Origin of the sequence: Clostridium sediminicola, assembly GCF_050402865.1 — a bacterium.
GTDB lineage: Bacteria > Bacillota > Clostridia > Clostridiales > Clostridiaceae > Clostridium_AF > Clostridium_AF sediminicola.
On record NZ_BAABMF010000005.1, the window covers coordinates 235,292 to 256,807 of the forward strand.

Below are 21,516 nucleotides of genomic sequence, written 5' to 3' on the forward strand. Positions count from 1 at the left end.
ATTTTAGCTTCTCTATGGTATGAAAGAGACTCCCGAAGAATTATCAGATTTGTTTCTGAACTATTTCTAATTGGACAACAAGTTAAGAAAATTTCTTGTGTTTCTGTTCGTTGATTACCAAAAAATTTGAGCTGATATATGATTAGAAAAGCGCCAAGACATAATTGTCTACAGTATGAAGAGGCTGCTTCAAAATGATTAATTAATCATTTTGAAGCAGCCTCTTATATGGTGGAGGCGAGGGGAGTCGAACCCCTGTCCGAAAGTAGTGCCACCCTGGCATCTCCGAGCGCAGTCAGTACATTAACATTCCCTCCATCAGACTCCTACTGACAAGATTCTGACTTTAGTAGCTTCATGAATTCCGTTCCTAAGTCAAAGCTTTCTTAGGCTCGGTTCCCCACTTCATGACGCCCTAATCCCAAGCCGTGGGCCTCCCGGGTAGGACGAGCAGCTATATTAAGCCGCTAACGCTAAATTATCGTTTCCGTTTATAAAAAGTCCTAGTTTATTAATGAGGGCCCAGGTCCCTCAGCTCGCTTCCAAAGCTCCACTTACCCCCGTCGAAAGCCAAATACGCCCCCATATAAGGTGTAGAGTTTTATTAACGGAATCGTTATTAAATTGTTTATAAATATAAATAACATTTATCTAAATTTTTCTACCGCAAAACTAGTTTACTATACTTAATTAGTTTTGTCTACTGTAAGTTAATGTTAGCGCATCCTATTTTTCATTTCTCTGTCAATATTTCTTTTAGCATCTCTAGCAGCAATAGATTGACGTTTATCATAGTTTTTCTTACCTTTTGCAACACCAAGCGCAACTTTTACTTTTCCTTTTTTCAAATAAAGTGATAAAGGAACTAATGTAAAACCTTCTCTAGAAGTATAGCCCGCTAATGTATCAATTTCCTTTTTATGAAGAAGTAGTTTCCTATCTCTTAAAGGGTCTTTATTGAATATATTACCTTGCTCATAAGGGCTAACATGCATACCACAAATGAAAATTTCGCCATTTTTCACTTGGGCATAGCTTTCCTTTAAGTTTGCTTTTCCTGCTCTTATAGACTTTACTTCAGTACCAACAAGTACGATACCCGTTTCATAGGTTTCTTCTATAAAGTAATCATGCCTAGCTTTTTTATTTTGTGCTAATGTTTTAGTGTTACTATCCTTCTTAGCCATATCTTCACCTACTTCTCATTGGGTTTGCAATAATATATTTTACATTATATGTTACCAAAAGTCAATGAAAAATTACTTTTTAAATACAAATTCTGAAAACTCAATTTTGAGTTTTCAGAATTTCTATAATCTATTCTACTTCAAAAATCCATCCTTCTGGTGCTTCAACATCTCCAAATTGAATTCCATAAAGAGTATTATAAAGCTTTTTAGTAACAGGACCTACTTCTTTCTCACTATAAAATACATGAAGGTTTCCTCTGTATTGAATTCCACCTATAGGAGTTATAACAGCCGCTGTTCCACAAGCACCAGCTTCTTTGAATTCATCTAAATTATCTATTAAAACATCTCTTTCTTCAACTTCCATTCCTAAATTCTCTTTTGCTATATGCAATAAAGATTTTTTTGTTATACTAGGAAGAATAGACGGAGACTTTGGTGTTACAAACTTATCATCCTTAGTAATTCCAAAATAGTTAGCTGATCCAACTTCTTCTATCTTAGTATGAGTTTTTGGGTCAAGATAAATACAATCTGCAAAACCTTTTTCTACTGCATATTTATGTGGAAGCAAACTTGCTGCATAGTTTCCTCCAACTTTCAATGCACCTGTTCCAAAAGGTGCTGCTCTATCAAATTCATCAAATATTACAAAATTTACTGGAGTTAAACCACCTTTAAAATACGGACCAACTGGTAGACAGAAAACACAAAAAATATACTCTTTCGCAGGATTAACACCCACAGTATTTCCAACACCAATTACTAGTGGTCTTATATATAAAGTTGCTCCTGTTCCATATGGTGGTACATAAGCTTCATTAGCTTTTACAACCTGTTTTACTGCATCTATAAATTTTTCTACTGGTATTTCAGGCATTAATACACGTGCACAACTTTCATTTAACCTTTTTGCATTCTCATCAGGTCTAAATAATTGAATTTTATTATCTTTAGTCCTATATGCTTTTAGACCTTCGAAACATTGTTGTCCATAATGAAGTGCTGTAGAAGCTTCATCAATTGTAAATTTATTATCTTCTACTAATTGTCCATCGTCCCATTTACCATCTTTCCATCTTGAAATATAACGCAAATCTGTTTTTATGTAGCCAAACCCCAAATTTTCCCAATCAATATTTACTTTCTTACTCATAGTACCCCTCCATTTATTTTTAATATTATTTCTATTAAAATTTTAATTTGAAACAATTTATCGCCCCGAAATCTATAATTAATAAATTGTTATTATATATGATAGTATAGCTTATAAAAAAAAGCAATGGTTTATATAAACTTTTGTGATTAATTTATAAAGATATTAAAGGATAATTCATTTTTTCTTCAAATTATCCTTTAATAAATAATTTAAAACTTTTCTTCCGGATTTTCCTCATCTGCATTTTTAACCAAATCAAAATATATTTCATGATTATCTAAGTCTACCCTTGAAACAATAATTTTTACGTTATCACCAAGTTTATATACATTTTTTGTTCTTTCTCCAATTAAACACAAATGCTGATCATCATAAATATAATAGTCATCATCAAATGCACTTATATGAACTAACCCTTCTACTGTATTTGGTAATTCAACAAACATACCAAAATTAGTGACTGATGAAACTATTCCTTCATATTCTTCACCAATTCTTTCACTCATATATTCAGCTTTCTTTAAATCATCAACTTCTCTTTCAGCCTCTTGTGCTATTCTTTCCATATCTGAGGATTGCATTGAAGCATACTCTACTGAACCCCTCAAGCTTTTATCTCTACCTTCATCAATTTTTCCATTTATGAATTCTTTAATTATCCTATGAATCATTAAATCTGGATATCTTCTAATAGGAGAAGTAAAGTGACAATAATATTTAGCTGCTAACCCAAAATGTCCTATAGCTGCTGGAGAATATTTAGCTTGTTTCATTGACCTGAGAAGTAGCGTGTTTACTACTGTCTCTTCTTTCTGTCCTTTTACTTTCTGAACTACACTCTGAAGCAATTTAGGATGAATGTCATTTTTAAATCTAACTACATAACCTAAATTGTATGCAAACTCATTAAATTTTTGAAGCTTTTCTTCATCCGGCTCTTCATGTATTCTGTAAACAAAAGGTGTGTTAGACCAATACATATGTTCAGCAATAGTCTCGTTACAAACTAACATAAACTCTTCAATTATTCTATTAGCTATTGCCCTTTCATATGGTTTTATTTCTACTGGCTTTCCGACTTCATTCAGTATGATTTTACATTCTTCAAAATCGAAGTCTATAGCTCCTCTTCTAATTCTCTTAGCGTAAAGTATTTCACATAATTTTTCCATTGTTTTAAAATCATCTACTAGATAATCATATTTTTGTTTAAGTTCTTTATCGTCATCTCTTAATATTTTTGTTACATCAGAGTATGTCATTCGTTCATTTGTTTTTATAACACTTTCAACAATTCTATAATCAACAACTTTTCCTTCAGTATTTATTTCCATAAAACAAGTCATTGCAAGTCTATCTACCTTTGGATTTAAACTACAAATACCATTTGATAATTCTTTTGGCAACATCGGTATTACCCTATCTATTAAATAAACAGATGTTGCTCTCTTCAATGCTTCTTTATCTAATGGATTCTTTTCTTTAACATAATGAGATACATCCGCAATGTGTACACCTAATAAATAGTTGCCGTTCTCTAACTTCTGAATAGAAACTGCATCGTCTAAATCCTTTGCGTCAGCCCCGTCAATAGTTACCATTCTTATGCCTCGTAGATCTTCTCTTCTCTTATATTCCTCATTTGAAATATCCGTAGAGATATTTCTTGCATAGTTCTGAACTTTTTCCGGGAAATACTCCGGTAAGTTAAACTTCTTAATTATTGTTAGAATATCTATTCCCTGTTCACCTTTCTGACCTATTATATCAATTATCTTGCCTTCAGGATTTCTTCTATTATCAGGCCATTTTGTGATTTCTACAATAACTATGTCTTTATTTTTAGCATTTTTAGAATCTGCTTTTGCTACGAATACATCCTGGAATATTCTTTTTTCTTCTGGAACCACAAATCCAAAATTCTTACTATCTTCATAAGTCCCTATAACTCTAGTATTTGTCCTTTCTACTATTCTTACAATTTCTCCTTCACGCTTTTTGCCGCCATTCTCTTCTTTTGTAACTTTTGCTATTACTTTATCTCCGTTCATAGCACCATTCATAAATGAAGAAGTTATAAATACATCTGGGCTACCATCTTGTGGAATAACAAACCCAAATCCTTTTTGATGTCCTTGAAGTTTTCCAACTACTAAACCCATTCTTTCAGGAATTCCATATAATTTTTTTCTATTTTTTATTATATGACCTTCCTCTACCATTTCCTTAAGTAATTTTTTAAGACTTTCTATATCTCTTTTATTTACGCCTAAAATATAAGCTAATTCTTTAATATTCATAGGTTTATATGCTTTTTCTTCCATAAAGCCTAAAATAATTTTTTTCATATCCATATGTATGCCTCCTAAATTATAACTCTTCCTATATTTTTAACTATTTTATCTTAAATATACAAAAATAAGTTTTCGTAGTACAAATCTATGTAGGTATATTACTTCAATCTAAATATTTTAAAAAATCTACTCTTAATAGTACATTACAATTTGACACTACTATAAATAAGCATACGAAATAGTTATCTATAGTATACCTATTGTTCTAATAAAAAAGCAATATGTTTTTCCATAGTATTCCTACTTTTATGTATAAAAAAGGCATCAAAGCCGCTTCGCTATGGAACCTTATGTTCCCTTCGACGATGCTATCGCATCTGAGCACCCTCCTAAAAGAAGCGGGGAATACTTCCCATGCACCCCTTCATTTTTTTATTACATAGGAAAGTATAAAATTTATACTTTCCTATGTAATAAAAAAAAGTAGTGACCTAATTTGATCACTACTTATCTACTATTTAAATAAATTTATTAAGATTCCGCCGTATTCAGCTAATACTGGAGCGAATACAAGAGAAACTATTGTCATAAGTTTTATCAAGATATTCATTGCAGGACCTGAAGTATCCTTGAATGGATCACCTACTGTATCTCCTACAACTGCTGCTTTATGAGCGTCGCTACCTTTACCACCGTGAGCTCCGCCCTCAATGTATTTCTTAGCGTTATCCCAAGCACCACCAGCGTTAGCCATCATAATAGCCATTAATACACCAGCTGCAACGGCACCAGCGATTAAACCACCTAATGCTTCAACTCCAAGTAAGAAACCAACACCTAAAGGTACTACTATTGCAAGTATACCAGGTAACATCATTTCTTTTAAAGCTGCCGCAGTAGAGATATCAACACATCTCTTATAATCAGGCTTAGTTGTACCTTCCATAACTCCTGGAATGTTTTTGAATTGAGATCTAACTTCTTCAATCATTTCAAAAGCAGCTTTACCAACAGATTCCATTGTTAAAGCACCAAATAAGAATGGAAGCATTGCTCCAATTAATAATCCTACTAATGTTACAGGAGTTAATAAATCGATTTTTTCTAATCCAGTTACTTGAGCATAAGAAGCAAATAATGCTAAAGCTGTTAATGCAGCTGAACCAATAGCGAATCCTTTACCAATTGCTGCAGTTGTATTACCAACAGCATCAAGCTTATCAGTTATTTTTCTAACTGATGGGTCTAATTCAGCCATTTCAGCAATACCACCAGCATTATCAGCAATAGGTCCATAAGCATCTACTGCAATTGTAATACCAGCTGTAGATAGCATACCGATAGCCGCTAAAGATATACCATATAAGCCCATAGCTACATCATTAGCTCCACCCATTATGTAGAATGACGCTAAAACACCAATCCCTATGAAAATAATAGGTAACATTGTAGAATACATACCGATACCTAAACCAGAGATAATTGTAGTTGCAGCACCAGTTTCTGATTGTTTTCCAATTTTCTTAACATATTTATATTCATCAGAAGTATACATTTCAGTAACTTTACCAATTAGCATTCCAACAGCTAACCCTGCAACGATTGCAGCAAAAGCTCTTAAACTTCCAAAAGTAGTGTAACTTAATATTCCAGCAGCAACAATAACTAATCCGCCTGCAATATAAGTTCCAGCATCTAATGCCTTTTGTGGGTTTTCACTTTTACTCTTTCTTGCTATAACAATTCCTATAATAGAAGCTATAATTCCTAAAGAAGCTAAAATCAATGGGAACATAATTTTAGTTGAATCCCCAGTAAATAGTGCAAATCCAAGAGTTAATGCAGAAATTAATGATCCTACATAAGATTCAAATAAGTCAGCACCCATTCCTGCAACGTCACCAACATTATCTCCAACGTTATCAGCAATAACAGCTGGGTTTCTTGGGTCATCTTCAGGTATTCCTGCTTCAACCTTACCAACTAAGTCTGCACCAACGTCAGCAGCTTTAGTATAAATACCACCACCAACACGAGCAAACAATGCTATAGAACTAGCGCCTAATCCAAAACCTGTTAATACTGATATATCATTTTGACCAAAGAAATAGTATAAAACCGTTAAACCTAACACACCTAAACCTACAACTGCCATTCCCATAACTGCTCCACCAGAAAATGCAATTTCTAAAGCTTTAGTTTGACCATTTTTCGCTGCTTCAGCTGTTCTTACATTTGCTTTAGTTGCAACTTGCATACCAAAGTATCCCGCTGCTATTGAGAATAATGCACCAATTACAAAACATACTGCTGTTATTGGCTTAATTGCTACTCCAATAACAATTGCAACTACCACAATAAAGATTGCTAAGTATCTGTATTCTCTAGTTAAAAATGCCATAGCACCTTCATGAATATATCCAGCAATCTCCTTCATTCTGTCATTTCCAGCACTTTCTTTACTTATACCATTGCTTAAAACTACCGCAAATACTAAAGCAACGACTGCTGCTCCTAATACTAATAGTAAAAAATCCACCCTTAACTCCTCCTAAACTTAATATAATTCTTTATTTTATTATACTTATAGCACTTGTTAATAAAAGAAATAAAACAGCTAAAATCACTGTAGCCTTAGATAGCACTGATTCACGTGTTTTAGTCTTATTCTTAGATAAAAAAGTTTCTGCCCCTGAAGATACTAAATTAAAACCGTCAGCTTTTCCTGGCTGTAGCATAACTACGACAATCAATAGAACTGAAACTATCACTAATAAAACAGTTAAAAATGTGTGCATGGCCATACACCTCCTCAATTATGGGTCGGCTAAAAAATTATTTTCCACTTTTGTCATCAAAATATTGATGTTTCTGCATTTTTTGATGGTAATATAGTGCAAGTTATTTTTTTATGCTCCCCAAGTACAAATGCAATAAGTAAAATACTTTCTTGCATATTTAACAAAGTTTATTTTATCATATAGCTCAAAGATTTACAATCTAATTTTGATATAACAATTATTTCAAAATAAAAACAAAGAGGATTCAAAACTGATTCCTCTTTGTTTTGATATATATTTTTATTTTAAGTTATAGAAAGCAGATCTTCCTCTATACTCAGCCATATTTCCTAATTCTTCTTCAATTCTTAATAATTGATTATATTTTGCAACTCTTTCTGATCTAGATGGTGCACCTGTTTTGATTTGACCAGCATTTGTAGCTACTACTAAGTCTGCAATTGTAGTATCTTCTGTTTCACCAGATCTATGAGATACAACAGCAGTGTATCCAGCTCTTGCTGCCATTTCGATAGCATTTAAAGTTTCAGTTAAAGTACCGATTTGGTTTAATTTAATTAAGATAGAGTTTGCAGTCTCTTTTTCAATACCCATAGAAAGTCTATCTGTATTAGTTACGAATAAGTCATCTCCAACTAATTGGATTTTATCACCAACTTTATCAGTTAAGAATTTCCATCCTTCCCAATCTTCTTCAGCCATTCCATCTTCGATTGATATGATTGGATATTTTTCTACTAAATCAACATAGAAATCTGCCATTTGTTCTGGTGTTAAAGTTTTGCCTTCACCTTTTAATTCATACATATTTGTATCAGTGTTGAAGAACTCAGAAGAAGCTGGATCTAATGCAATAAAGATATCTTTTCCTGCTTCGTATCCTGCAGCTTTGATAGCTTCAAGGATAACTTTAATAGCATCTTCGTTGCTATCTAAATCTGGAGCAAAACCACCTTCGTCACCTACACCAGTTGCTAATCCTTTTTTATTTAAGATAGATTTTAATGCATGGAATACTTCTGCACACATTCTTAATGCTTCAGCAAATGAAGTTGCTCCAACAGGCATAACCATGAATTCTTGTAAATCTACATTGTTATCTGCATGAGAACCACCGTTCATTATATTCATCATTGGAACTGGTAATACTTTAGCATTAACTCCACCAATGTATTGGTATAAGCTTAAACCTAAAGATTCAGCAGCCGCTCTAGCACATGCTAAAGATACTCCTAACATAGCATTAGCACCTAATTTAGCTTTATTATCTGTACCATCTAATGCGATCATTGCTTTATCTATAGCAACTTGGTCTAAAACATTCATTCCAATTATTTCGTCAGCTATAAGCGTATTTACATTCTCTACTGCTTTTAATACACCTTTACCCAAATATACATCTTTGTCTCCATCTCTTAATTCAACTGCTTCAAATATTCCAGTAGAAGCTCCTGATGGTACTGCTGCTCTTCCTACAACACTATCTTCTAAAGTAACTTCAACTTCAACAGTTGGGTTTCCTCTTGAATCCAAAATTTGTCTTGCGTAAACGTCCATTATTTCTAAATGCATTTTCATATTAAATCCTCCTAAATTTTAAATTAATATTTTTTAATTATTAGTTTAGCAATTTTTATTTACTTTACAATTAAGCTTTTTCCTGTCATTTCTGCTGGTACTTCTTTATTCATAACTCCTAGTAACGTAGGTGCAAGATCAGCCAAAATCCCGCCTTCTCTCAAAGTTACTTTTCTTTCATCATTTGAAATATATACTAATGGTACTGGATTAGTAGTGTGTGCAGTCATTGGTTTTCCATTGGAATAATCAATCATTTGCTCTGAATTACCATGGTCAGCTGTAATAAATACTTTTCCATCTTTCTCTAGCATCTTATCTACAACTTTTCCAACACACTCATCTACCACACTTATTGCTTTAGCTGCTGCTTCCATAACTCCAGTATGCCCAACCATATCAGGGTTGGCAAAATTAAGTATTATTAAGTCATATTTATTAGAATCAATTCTTTTTAGAACTTCATCAGTTACTTCATAAGCACTCATTTCAGGTTGTAAATCGTAAGTTGCAACTTTTGGTGATGGTATTAATGCTCTATCTTCATTTGCATTTGGTGTTTCAACTCCACCATTGAAGAAAAATGTAACATGAGCATATTTTTCAGTTTCCGCTATTCTCAATTGGTTTAAACCTAATTTACTAACATACTCACCTAAAGTGTTTTCATAACTTTCAGATTTAAAAGCAACTTCTACATTTTCAATAGTTTTATCATACTCTGTCATAGTAATATAAGTTAAATCTAAGTTCTTTCTTTCAAATCCTTCAAAAACTTTATCATTCAAAGCTCTTGTTATTTCTCTTGCTCTATCTGGTCTAAAATTGAAGAAAACAACTGAATCTTCATCTTTTATTGTATCTAACGGCTTTCCATCCTCTACTATAACTGTAGGAAGAACAAACTCGTCATTCTTATTATCATGATAAGAAGCTTCTATTGCTTTCATTGCACTAACTGATAATTCACCTTTACCGTTTACTAATGCATCATAAGCAAGTTCTACTCTTTCCCATCTGTTATCTCTATCCATAGCGTAATATCTACCACTTAAAGTAGCGATTTTCCCCACACCAATTTCATCCATATAATCTTCTATTTCTTCAATATAATTTATTGCAGATGTAGGAGGTGTATCTCTACCATCTAAAAAAGCATGAAGATAAACTTTTTCTAATCCATTATCCTTTGCTAATTGAAGTAATCCCTTCAAATGTTCAATGTGTGAGTGGACTCCACCATCAGACAATAAACCTAACAGGTGAAGAGAAGAGTTATTCACTTTAGCATTGTTAACAGCCTTTAAAAGTGCTTCATTTTCAAAGAAATCGCCATCTTTTATGGATTTTGTGATTCTAGTAAGAGCTTGATATATCACTCTACCTGCACCAATATTTAAATGTCCAACTTCTGAGTTACCCATTTGACCATCTGGCAGTCCAACTGAAAGCCCACTTGCTCCAATTGTTGTGTGAGGATAATTTTCCCAAAGTTTTTCAAAATTTTCTGTATCTCCTACTCTGATTGCATTACCGTCTTCTCTATCTGAACATCCATAACCATCTAATATCATCAACATTACAGGCTTTTTAGTCAATTTCCCACCCCCAGGTTTCAAGGTTAGCTTAAGAATTACTGCCTCTTTTCATTGAAAAACATGCACTTTTCAAACATTTTTCAATGAAATATAGCGGAAGTTATTCTTAAACTATCCCTATGTATTTAAAAACTATATAATCTAATATTATTTATCGAAATTTACTATTGCAGCAAAATCTTCAGCTTTTAATGAAGCTCCACCTATTAATCCACCGTCAATGTGTTCTTTAGCCATTTGCTCTTTTATAGTATTAGGCTTAACTGAACCACCATATTGAATTCTAATCTTCTCAGCAGTTTCTTCCCCAAACATATCACCTACAGTTTTTCTACAAAATCCAATAGTTTCATTCGCTTGATCTGAAGTAGCAGTTTTACCTGTTCCTATTGCCCATATTGGTTCATAAGCAATTACCATTTCTGAAACCTGAGCCGCATCCAATCCTGCTAAATCAAGTTTAATTTGCTTAGCTAAAACTTCTTCAGTTATATCTGATTCTCTCTCTTCTAAAGTTTCACCAATACATAATATAGGAATTAGTTTATGTTCAAATGCTTTTTTTAATTTTTTATTTAAAGCTTCATCTGTTTCTCCAAAATATGTTCTTCTTTCACTATGGCCTAAAATCACGTATTTAACCCCTAGTTCAGCGAGCATAGCAGGAGCAGTTTCACCAGTAAAAGCACCTTTTTCTTCAAAATGCATATTTTGCGCACCAACTGAAATATTTGAATCTTTTGTTGCTTTTACAATTGCATCAAGAGATATTGTTGTAGGACAAACTACAACTTCACTGTTAGCATCTTTAACTAATGGTTTTAAAGCTTCGATTAATTCTAATCCTTGAGATACTGTATTGTTCATTTTCCAGTTTCCTGCAATAATAGGTTTTCTCATTTTAACCCCACCTTAAATTATTATTTATTTTTCGCTTAAAGCTACTATTCCTGGTAATTCTTTACCTTCTAAGAATTCTAGTGACGCACCGCCACCTGTAGATATGTGAGTCATTTTATCGCCAAATCCTAATATATTAACAGCTGCCGCACTATCTCCACCACCTATAATTGTAGTAGCATCAGCTTCCGCCATAGCTTCAGCAACAGCAATAGTACCCTTTGCAAAGTTTTCAAACTCAAATACTCCCATTGGTCCATTCCACACTACTGTTTTAGCAGTTTTTACTGCTTCAGCATATATAGCAGCAGTTTTAGGTCCAATATCTAATCCCATGAATCCATCAGCAATGTTTTGGTCTTCTGTAACTACTGGTTCTGTATCAGCACTGAAAGTAGCTCCAACAACGTTATCTACAGGTAAAAGTAATTTTACACCTTTAGTTTTAGCTTTTTCCATCATTTCTTTAGAATAATCTACTTTATCAGCTTCCAATAAAGAAGTTCCTATAGTATATCCTTGTGCTTTTAAGAATGTATAAGCCATTCCACCACCAATTATTAAAGTATCAACTTTTTCTAGTAAATTATTTATAACATTTATTTTATCTGAAACTTTTGCTCCACCAAGTATAGCAACAAAAGGTCTCTCTGGTGATTCCACTGCATCTCCAAGGAATTTTAATTCTTTTTGAATTAAATATCCACAAGCACTCTCTTCTAAGTATTCTCCAACTCCTACCGTTGAACAATGAGCTCTATGCGCAGTTCCAAAAGCATCGTTAACAAAAACTTCTGCTAATGAAGCTAAATCTTTAGAGAAAGCTTCTCCATTTTTAGTTTCTTCTTTTCTGTATCTAGTATTTTGAAGTAAAACAACATCGCCGTCCTTCATAACATCTACTGCAGCTTTAGCCTTTTCACCTACTACATTATCATCAGCAGCAAAAATAACTTCTTTACCTAACATGCTAGAAAGTTCTGCAGCAACTGGAGCTAAAGATAATTCTGGTTTTGCTTCTCCTTTAGGTTTTCCTAAGTGCGAACAAAGTATAACCTTTGCTCCTTGCTCTATTAAGTATTTTATAGTTGGCATAGCACCTACTAATCTATTTTTATCAGTTATAACACCATCTTTTAATGGCACATTAAAATCACATCTCACTAAAACTTTTTTACCTGAAACTTGTAAATCTTCTACTGTCTTTTTGTTTAATTTCATTAAGAAAGTTCCCTCCATTCTTATTTGTAGATAAACTACTTCGTAGCTTTATCTATCAGTTGACAGAATTTGCACCAGCAAAAATTGTCCTTTATCGTCAATTGTCAACTAATATATGGGTATGTATCTTGTAAAAAGGGTTGACCTTATAGATTATCTACAAAACCAACCCCTTTTTTAATGTCTATATTAAAAAATATTTAATTTAAATTATAATCTATCAGCAACGTATTTAGTTAAATCAGCTAATCTATTAGAGTAACCTGCTTCGTTATCATACCAAGAAATTACTTTTACCAATTTATCTCCCATTTTCATAGTTGATAAACCATCAACTATTGAAGATCTTTCATCTCCTCTGTAGTCAATAGAAACTAATGGCTCTTCGCTGAAACCTAATATTCCTTTTAATTCACCTTCTGCAGCATCTTTAAAAGCAGCGTTGATTTCTTCAACAGTTGCTTCAGTTTTTAAAGTACAAACTAAGTCAACCATAGAAACTGTTGGAGTAGGAACTCTTACAGCCATACCATTCAATCTACCTTTTAATTGTGGTAATACTAATGCAACAGCAGCAGCAGCACCTGTAGTTGTTGGAATCATAGACTCAGCAGCAGCTCTTGCTCTTCTCAAATCACTATGTGGAGCATCTAATACTCTTTGGTCTCCAGTATATGAATGAATAGTAGTCATTAATCCTTCTTCAATACCAAATTTGCTATCAAGAACTTTAGCAAATGGAGCTAAACAGTTAGTAGTACATGATGCATTTGATAATATATGTTGAGTTGCAGGATCATATTCTTCTTCGTTAACACCAAGAACTATTGTTTTATCTTCACCTTTTGCTGGAGCAGATATAATAACTTTTTTAGCTCCTGCTTCAATGTGCTTGCTAGCTGTTTCTTTAGTTCTGAAGAAACCAGTACATTCTAAAGCAATATCAACACCTAAATCAGCCCAAGGTAAGTTTTGAGGATCTCTTTCTGCAAATATTTTTATTTCTTTACCATTAACAACAATTGCACCTTCTGAAACTTCTACAGTTCCTTCGAATTTTCCATATAAAGAATCATATTTTAATAAGTGTGCTAACGTAGCTGGACTTGTTAAATCATTTATTGCTACTACCTCTAGTTCTCCTTCATAATTTGAGATTAAAGCATTGAAAGCATTTCTTCCGATTCTTCCGAATCCATTAATTGCAACTTTTTTCATTGTACTACCTCCTAAAAATTTCATTATCATTTATATTAATTTTTAATATATAACTTAATTATTTTCTTTTTTTTCACTTAATATTCTCAACATTTCTCTTGCTGCACCTTCGTCAGTGAATAAAACGCTATTCTCGCTATACATTTCAGTAGCAATTATGGCTTTAGCCTTTCGTTTTCCGCCGGCTATAGCAATCGATTTTTCTACTTTGACCATTTGTTGATTTTTTATTCCTACTGTTGGTGTAGAAAACACAATATCACCTTTTATATTGAAATAGCATCCAAATGCCTCTCCAACTGCCCCCATACTGTTTAATTTTTCAATGAGTTCAGAGTTAAGCTCTCTTTTTTCAGCCATTCTTTCGGCCCTACCTATACCATATATAAGTATATTAGCTTTATCTATATACTCTAACACTTCTTTTATGCTTTCTTCCTTCAATATTGTCTTAAGAGCTGAATCACTTAAATTATCAGGTACATGAAGCATTTTATAATTAGCATTAAGTTTCTTAGCAAGACTTGCAGCTAAAGTATTAGACTGAACTTCAACCTCTCTACCCATACCACCTCTTGCAGGAACAACCATAATATTATTTAAATCTTTCCTATTAGGAATATTATCGATAATTGACTTTACAGAAGAACCTCCAGTTAAAGATATTATATTGTTATCTTTTAATATGTCTTTTATGTACTTTGAAGCAGTTCTACCTATTTCATTTAAAACAATCCTGTTTTCATCAACATTTCCTGGAACAATAAATACTTCCTGAATGTTTAAATTTTTTCTCAAATATTCTTCTATTTCATGTAGCCCTGTCATATCATGAATAAATGTTTTTAATTTATCAAGTATCTCTTCTCCTTCATCTGTAATCTTCATTCCTTCTGAAGTTATCTGAATAAGATCTTGTTTCTTTAAAAAATTTATTTCTGTTCTTACTACTCTTTCACCTATTCCTAAAGTATTTGCTAAAATTCTTCTACCAATAGGTGCATTGTAGTAAATTGTTCTTAGTATAGAATATCTTTTATGAAGTACTTCTAAAAGCTCTGGTACGATTTTTTGTTGTAATTTTAAGATGTCATACACTTCAAACACCCCTTGGCTTATTTTTGTCCCGGGTAACACATTTATGTCCCATTACTATTATAATGTATAAAGTAGAATTTTTAAATAGTTTTTATAAAAAAAAAAGAAAAATTAACGAAGAACTTTCTCCGTTAATATCTTTTCCTTTTACTTGATGATTTTATACCTAATTCTTCTCTATATTTCGCTACAGTTCTTCGAGATATTTTTAAATCCTGAGACTTTAACATATCGCAAATTTTCTGATCTGAGTATGGTTTTTTCTTATTCTCATTATCTACCATTTCTTTTATTTCATTTTTGATTAATATTGTTGAAACATCATCTCCGCTATTTTTTTGAGATAGTCCTGTAGTAAATAAATCTTTTATTTTAATTGTTCCTTTATCTGTATAAATATATTTATCTCTTATTGCTCTACTAACAGTAGATTCATGTATTTCCAACATCTCAGCAATTTCTTTCAAAGTTAAAGGTTTTAAATAATTTTTCCCATAATCAAAGAAATCTTTTTGAATTTCAACTAATTTTTTCAGAATCCTATATATAGTGTTTTCTCTTTGATTTATGCTTTTCATCAAAAACATAGCACTATTTATTTTCTCTTTAACATATTTAACAGTCTTCGCATCTTCATCATTATAGATTATATTTTTGTAAGTATTATTAATATTTAATTTTGGCACACTATCGTTATTCATTATTACAAAATATTTATCCTCAATTTTTCGTATGATAGCTTCTGGTGCAATATATTTAATATCTTCTCCAGTATAAAACCCTCTGGACGGTTTTGGTTCTAAGGTTTTTATAATATCTCCATATTCTTGTGCTTTCTTATTAGAAACATTAAGCTTTTTAGCTAATACATTATACTTGTTATCTGCAATTAATTCTAAATACTCATCAACTATAGTATATAAGTCCTCTTCATCATAACTTAAAGCTCTCAATTGAATTTTCAAACACTCTTTTAAATCCTGAGCGCCTATACCTGTTGGATCAAGATTTTGAATTATATCCAGAGTTTTTTCTATTACTTCTACGCCTATATTTAATTCTTCTGCCAAAGATTGCTTGTCCGAGAAAAGATATCCTCTACTATCTATATCTTCGATGATATACATGCACAAATATCTCTCATATCGTGATAATTTCAAATCAATGACTTGCTCTTCCAAATATTCTTTTAACGATTTTTTTGCACTAATGAAATTAAATGGAGATACTTCCTCTTCATTATTCACATAATAATTTTTATTAGAATAATTATAGTCCTCATCTAAGTATTTAATTAATTCTTTATAATTAACTTCTTCCTCACTTTTTTTTGCCTTTGCTTCTGCTTCAAGGACAGGATTTTCTTGTAATTCTTTATCAATATAATTTTGTATTTCAAAGTTAGACATCTGAAGAATCTTAACAGACATCTGCATTTGTTGAGTCATGATTAGTTTTTGTTCTTGAGTTAACCTTAAATCAAATTCCATTTTCATATTATCACCCTCTGATATACTCTTTTATCTGTCGTATATTGAATTGCTAGAACAAAGTACATTATCTGAGTTTCAAAATTAACCGTATTAAATAACATAATTCTAAACCTTTACTTATGATGGCCTCATAAACAAAATTTCTATGGTGCTTAATTCATTTATATTATATCACAATTATCAGATTTTTTTTGCATACAAATATTATTTTTTTAACATAAATTTAATACAGAAAGATTTTTCTTACATTAATATCAATATTTAGCATCAATAAAAGCTAGATGTGACTGTACATCTAGCTTTTATAATACATAATTATTTTTATTTGCTAATCAATTATTAGTTTTAATAAGTTTTTCTATAGTTCTGTTGGTTCAAAAGTAGCTGCTTCTTCTAATGTAGCTGGAACAACAAATTTTCCATCTACTATAGCTTTTTTGTATGAATTACATAATTCAATAACATCTGCTGGAGTATACGCATCAGTTGTTGGTGCTAAGCCAACTCCATCTTCAGCTAAACCATAAACTACAGTTTCTCCACCTTTAAAGTTTCCTTCAATTAAGTTTTTAGTTGTATCATAAGTTGCGATATCAACTCTTTTCATCATTGAAGATAACACAGCATCAGCATAATCTGGAACCATAGCAGCTTGATCTGAATCAACTCCTATAGCCCAAACATCTTTTCCATCTGCTCTTCTCTCAGATGCTTCTTGTAATAAACCTAAACCACATGCACCTGATGCATGGAAAATAACGTCAGCACCATTGTTATATAATTGTTTTGCAGCTTCTTGACCTGCTTGAGTATCATCAAAAGCACCAGTATATACAACATTAGTTCTATCTAATAAGTTTTTAGCAGCTTCTGGGTTAACAGACTTAACGCCTGCATAAAATCCAGCTTCAAATCTTTGAATTAATTCCATGTCAATACCGCCTATAAAACCAACTTCATTAGTTTTTGTCATCTTACCAGCAATAACTCCCATCAAGAATGAACCTTCTTGCTCTTTGAAGTTGATAGAAACAACATTTGGTAATGCAACATTTTGGTCAATGATTGCAAATTTTGAATCTGGCGCATTAGTAGCAGCTTCTTCAAGTGATTCTTTCATTAAGAAACCAACACCAAATACTAAGTCATTATTCTCAGCAAGCTCAGTTAAGTATGGAACATAATCATCTTGACTAGATGCTTCTAAAATCGCTGGCTCAACAGTATACTCTTCAGCAATTTTATCTAATCCACCAATTGCTGAATCATTAAATGATTTATCTCCTCTTCCACCGACATCAGTAGATAATCCAACCTTAACTTCTGTTTCAATTTTTTCAACTGGCTTCTCAGTTTCAGTCTTATTATTAGCTTTATTGTTGTCTGTAGCATTTTTGTTACCGCTTCCACATCCAGCCAACAATGTTGTCATAACAGCTAATGAAGCCAAAATAGCTATAACTCTCTTTTTCATAATATATTACCCCCTAAAATCTATTAATTAAATATTTTTATGTAAATATTTAATTTACTTAGTTTGTTCTGTGTCTGAATTTTCAGACATAAGTTTACTATACGCTAATTGTATGCAAACTTCAACGAATTTATTCTTTTATTATGTTTTAGTTTGTCGATACACGAACTAATACCTCTGTTAATTATGGAGAAAACTTATCTCATATTAGGAAAACCAATTTGTCTTAAAGCTTCATAAGCAATGATAGAAGCAGTATTTGAAAGATTCAAAGATCTAGTTGTAGAATCTATCATAGGTATCTTTATCGAACTTTCTGTATAGGTTTCCATAATATCTTTAGGCAATCCTGATGACTCTCTTCCAAAAACAATAAAATCGCCTTCTTCAAACTTTGCATCCGTATAGAATTTTGTTCCTTTTGTAGTGGCTAAAAATATTCTAGCATCTGGGTACTTTTCAACAAATGCTTCAAATGACTCATGAATTTCATAGTTTACATTTTTCCAATAATCCAATCCAGCTCTTCTAACTTTCTTTTCATCTATATCAAATCCTAATGGTTTTATCAAATGCAATTTTGCATTTACTAAAACACAAGTTCTACCAATATTACCAGTGTTTTGTGGTATTTCCGGCTGATATAATACTATATTTAACACTTCTTCCGACATGCTGCCCCTCCCAAAAGTAGATTTATCAAACCAATTTTAAGGTTCAATTCTATAATACTCTATTAACAAATAATCGACAAGTAATTTTTTAAAATTTTAAAAATAATTAATATTTTTCAAATTATATATTCTATTTATCAAGTATAAACTCTCTAATAACCTTAGCAACTCCACAATTATTATTTGTTTCTGTAATATAGTCAGCAATATCTTTTACCTCGTCTTCAGCATTTCTCATTGCAACACCTAAACCAGCATACTCAATCATAGACATGTCATTATTGCTATCACCTATGCAGATTACTTCGCTACTATCTAGTCCATATATCTCAGCTAATTTTTTCACAGCATTTCCTTTAGAAACCCCTTTTGCATTTATTTCAAAATTCATTGGTGAAGATCTAAATATTTCAATATCATTTAATTTTCTAAGTTCCACTTTTGCTGTTTCTAGTTCTTCGATATCTTTTGATGCAGCGACAAATTTTAAAATTTCTCCATTACTTTCCTTTATAAAATCATAGAAAGTCTCATACTCTTTTAACTTAATTCTTTTTTCTTCTGGTAATCCTTCATTAAATTTTATATACATATACCAATCAGGAAACGGCCCTTCAGATGCAATTACATCAAAAGTATTGAAAAATTTGCTAAATTTAAACTTTTTGATTGTTTCATATATTTTTATAGCAATATCTCTATCAATAGTCTTCTTATAAATTACTCTTTCTTCATCTTTTTCTCTTATATACGCACCATTTGAAGCAATAATAGGTGCTTTAACCCCAATAATATCGCCATAATTTTTTGCTGATGTAAATAATCTTCCTGTACATATAGCAATGTGTACCCCTTTATCATGAGCATCTTTTATAGCTTTTTTATTTTCCTCACTAACTTTCTTTTCATCATTTAATAATGTACCGTCCATATCAATACATATTAATTTATAGCTCATTTTTGTTCGCTCCTCTTACATTGAATTTTATTGGTGCGGATAACAGGACTTGAACCTGCACATCCTTCTGGATAATAGAATCTGAATCTATCACGTCTGCCATTCCGTCATATCCGCATATATACTACTTAGTAGTTATATCTATAATAGTGACAAGTTATTGTAACTTGTCACTATATTCTTTATATTAAACACTTTCTTATTATATCCTAAATAAGTATTATTAACAAACTTTTCAATTTTATTGCATACATTATAAAAAAAACACGTATTAACGTGTTTTTTTCTTCTAAAATACTTCATAATTAATATTTAATTATTCAGCAATAGTTTCAGTAGTAGGTGTTTCTTCTGTGCCAGTTCCTTCAGTAGGAGTTTCTTCACCTACTACTGGCTCTTCTACAACTTTAGTACCAACTCTTTTTTCACCATTTGATGGTACAAAATAATCTGATGATACTGTTTCCACTTTTCCTTTAACCCCATTTTCAGTTACTTGACGATAAACTTTCACCTTATAACCAGTGTGTGGTTTTTTATCAATTTCTTCTGTCCCTACAGTCAATGTTGGATCTTCAATTGTCTTATAAGTTGCTGGAAATGTTTTATAAACATCATTCCATATTCTTTCTTCTGTTTTGTTTAAATTATTACTTGAGTATATTGTAAAGTAATCACTTTTATTGCTAGTATACGCAGATATATATATTGGATACTCTTGATTATTGACAAATTTTAAATCTATATTTCCATAATCTACTGTTGCATCTCGACCTATTGGGACATAACTTGATGGATAAGTATGGTGTGATCTTTCAGTAATTTCAAGTCCTGCTAATAAAGCTGCATTATACAACGTTGTAGAAACCTGACAAATACCTCCACCTAAACCATCTACATACTCACCTCTTACTATAACATGCGCTACTTGATATCCTTTTGCTTCAGTTCTTTTCCCTACTACATCATTAAAGCTAAATTCTTCTCCTGGCATTAATATTGTTCCGTTTATTGCTTTAGTTGCAAGATCAATATTAGTTGATCTTGCCCATGAAGAAGTTTTATAATTAGTCGAATATGATCCAACATTAGAATCAATACTTCTTAATTGCTCCCCAGTAACATCTGCAACCAATTCATTAATAGGAGCCAATATAGTTAAATCATCAGCTTCACTTTGTATTTTTTCATTAATATCCTTTGAAAGCTTTTCAAAGTCTAACTTTGCACCTTTAACATCATCTTTAACCTCGAATTTACCATTGCCAAGATACTTAATTGTAGCATTTACAGGCTCAGCATTTATTTCTTTTTCCATAGTATTTATAACATTTTCAATCGCCTTTTTGTTATACGTAAATTCTAAATCAAACTCTACAGTTTTAGGGTTTTTAATTAATTTAAATTTATCTATAAGTCCTAATTCTCTGCCATGTTCAAAAGCTTTTTCTACAGTTTCATCAATATTATACTTTACATCTAGTTCTGTATATCCTATAGAATATGTTTTATCAATCCCTTGTATCTCAACTATTTTTTCCAAAACATTATTACCATAAATTTCATTTAGTACAGATAATACTTCTGCTTTAGATTTGCCTGTATAATCAATTTTTTCGATGCTAATGTTTGGCATCATTTTATTGTCCCATTTTTTTACTTCTAAATATAAATATCCTATTATTGCAGCACATACAATAGCAATACCCATAACAGCACCTAATATTTTTTTCTTATTATTGCTTTTTTTCTTCTTTCTTCTAATTCTTTTTTTAGATGTCGTTTCTAATTTATTTTCTGAATTGTTTTCCATTGCTAGTTCCCCCTCTTCTCGTATATTATACTATATAACCACTACAT

The 21,516-nt window shown here is 31.7% G+C and carries 16 protein-coding genes, 1 tRNA gene and 1 other RNA gene; all 18 read right to left on the reverse strand.

Going from position 1 to position 21,516, the window contains the following annotated elements; translation table 11 throughout:
- Positions 1 to 229 precede the first annotated feature (229 nt).
- The 18 genes from ssrA to ACQ3F0_RS11525 all read right to left on the reverse strand — a co-directional run bounded on the left by ssrA (position 230) and on the right by ACQ3F0_RS11525 (position 21,469).
- Positions 230 to 584, reverse strand: a transfer-messenger RNA (tmRNA) gene (gene ssrA / locus ACQ3F0_RS11440).
- Positions 585 to 716: 132 nt separating this feature from the next.
- Entirely contained in the window at positions 717 to 1,187 is a 471-nt protein-coding gene (gene smpB / locus ACQ3F0_RS11445; protein WP_428865384.1) for an SsrA-binding protein SmpB, read from the reverse strand.
- Positions 1,188 to 1,317: 130 nt separating this feature from the next.
- The gene (locus ACQ3F0_RS11450; RefSeq protein ID WP_428865421.1) at positions 1,318 to 2,370 is read right to left on the reverse strand and encodes a branched-chain amino acid aminotransferase; all 1,053 of its coding nucleotides are present in this window, start codon (positions 2,368 to 2,370) and stop codon (positions 1,318 to 1,320) included.
- 188 nt (positions 2,371 to 2,558) lie between these two features.
- Positions 2,559 to 4,703, reverse strand: a complete 2,145-nt coding sequence (gene rnr, locus ACQ3F0_RS11455) for a ribonuclease R (RefSeq protein WP_428865385.1) — start codon at positions 4,701 to 4,703, stop codon at positions 2,559 to 2,561.
- 454 nt (positions 4,704 to 5,157) lie between these two features.
- Positions 5,158 to 7,182, reverse strand: coding sequence for a sodium-translocating pyrophosphatase (locus ACQ3F0_RS11460; protein ID WP_428865386.1), 2,025 nt, complete (start codon positions 7,180 to 7,182; stop codon positions 5,158 to 5,160).
- A 31-nt stretch (positions 7,183 to 7,213) separates the two neighbouring features.
- Positions 7,214 to 7,441 (reverse strand): preprotein translocase subunit SecG, encoded by a 228-nt coding sequence (gene secG, locus ACQ3F0_RS11465; RefSeq protein ID WP_428865387.1) that lies wholly within the window; start codon positions 7,439 to 7,441, stop codon positions 7,214 to 7,216.
- Between the two features lie 282 nt (positions 7,442 to 7,723).
- Positions 7,724 to 9,022 carry a phosphopyruvate hydratase gene (gene eno / locus ACQ3F0_RS11470; RefSeq protein ID WP_428865388.1) on the reverse strand — a complete coding sequence of 433 codons (1,299 nt, stop codon included), beginning with the start codon at positions 9,020 to 9,022 and terminating at the stop codon, positions 7,724 to 7,726.
- A 59-nt stretch (positions 9,023 to 9,081) separates the two neighbouring features.
- On the reverse strand, positions 9,082 to 10,620 hold the full coding sequence (gpmI, locus tag ACQ3F0_RS11475; RefSeq protein ID WP_428865389.1) for a 2,3-bisphosphoglycerate-independent phosphoglycerate mutase: 1,539 nt from the start codon (positions 10,618 to 10,620) through the stop codon (positions 9,082 to 9,084).
- Positions 10,621 to 10,767: 147 nt separating this feature from the next.
- Positions 10,768 to 11,520: a triose-phosphate isomerase gene (gene tpiA, locus ACQ3F0_RS11480; RefSeq protein ID WP_428865390.1), complete on the reverse strand. Its 753-nt coding sequence runs from the start codon at positions 11,518 to 11,520 to the stop codon at positions 10,768 to 10,770.
- A 24-nt stretch (positions 11,521 to 11,544) separates the two neighbouring features.
- Positions 11,545 to 12,741 carry a phosphoglycerate kinase gene (locus ACQ3F0_RS11485; RefSeq protein ID WP_428865392.1) on the reverse strand — a complete coding sequence of 399 codons (1,197 nt, stop codon included), beginning with the start codon at positions 12,739 to 12,741 and terminating at the stop codon, positions 11,545 to 11,547.
- Positions 12,742 to 12,951: 210 nt separating this feature from the next.
- Positions 12,952 to 13,959, reverse strand: coding sequence for a type I glyceraldehyde-3-phosphate dehydrogenase (gap, locus tag ACQ3F0_RS11490; RefSeq protein ID WP_428865393.1), 1,008 nt, complete (start codon positions 13,957 to 13,959; stop codon positions 12,952 to 12,954).
- 54 nt (positions 13,960 to 14,013) lie between these two features.
- The gene (locus tag ACQ3F0_RS11495; protein WP_428865394.1) at positions 14,014 to 15,057 is read right to left on the reverse strand and encodes a sugar-binding transcriptional regulator; all 1,044 of its coding nucleotides are present in this window, start codon (positions 15,055 to 15,057) and stop codon (positions 14,014 to 14,016) included.
- 131 nt (positions 15,058 to 15,188) lie between these two features.
- Positions 15,189 to 16,547 carry an RNA polymerase factor sigma-54 gene (gene rpoN, locus ACQ3F0_RS11500; protein WP_428865422.1) on the reverse strand — a complete coding sequence of 453 codons (1,359 nt, stop codon included), beginning with the start codon at positions 16,545 to 16,547 and terminating at the stop codon, positions 15,189 to 15,191.
- A 361-nt stretch (positions 16,548 to 16,908) separates the two neighbouring features.
- Positions 16,909 to 18,024, reverse strand: a complete 1,116-nt coding sequence (locus ACQ3F0_RS11505) for a BMP family lipoprotein (RefSeq protein ID WP_428865395.1) — start codon at positions 18,022 to 18,024, stop codon at positions 16,909 to 16,911.
- Between the two features lie 197 nt (positions 18,025 to 18,221).
- Positions 18,222 to 18,698: a tRNA (uridine(34)/cytosine(34)/5-carboxymethylaminomethyluridine(34)-2'-O)-methyltransferase TrmL gene (trmL, locus tag ACQ3F0_RS11510; protein WP_428865396.1), complete on the reverse strand. Its 477-nt coding sequence runs from the start codon at positions 18,696 to 18,698 to the stop codon at positions 18,222 to 18,224.
- A 130-nt stretch (positions 18,699 to 18,828) separates the two neighbouring features.
- Positions 18,829 to 19,656, reverse strand: coding sequence for a Cof-type HAD-IIB family hydrolase (locus tag ACQ3F0_RS11515; protein ID WP_428865397.1), 828 nt, complete (start codon positions 19,654 to 19,656; stop codon positions 18,829 to 18,831).
- A gap of 31 nt (positions 19,657 to 19,687) precedes the next feature.
- Positions 19,688 to 19,773: transfer RNA gene (locus ACQ3F0_RS11520), tRNA-Leu, on the reverse strand.
- 199 nt (positions 19,774 to 19,972) lie between these two features.
- Positions 19,973 to 21,469 carry a VanW family protein gene (locus ACQ3F0_RS11525; protein ID WP_428865398.1) on the reverse strand — a complete coding sequence of 499 codons (1,497 nt, stop codon included), beginning with the start codon at positions 21,467 to 21,469 and terminating at the stop codon, positions 19,973 to 19,975.
- Positions 21,470 to 21,516: the final 47 nt, after the last annotated feature.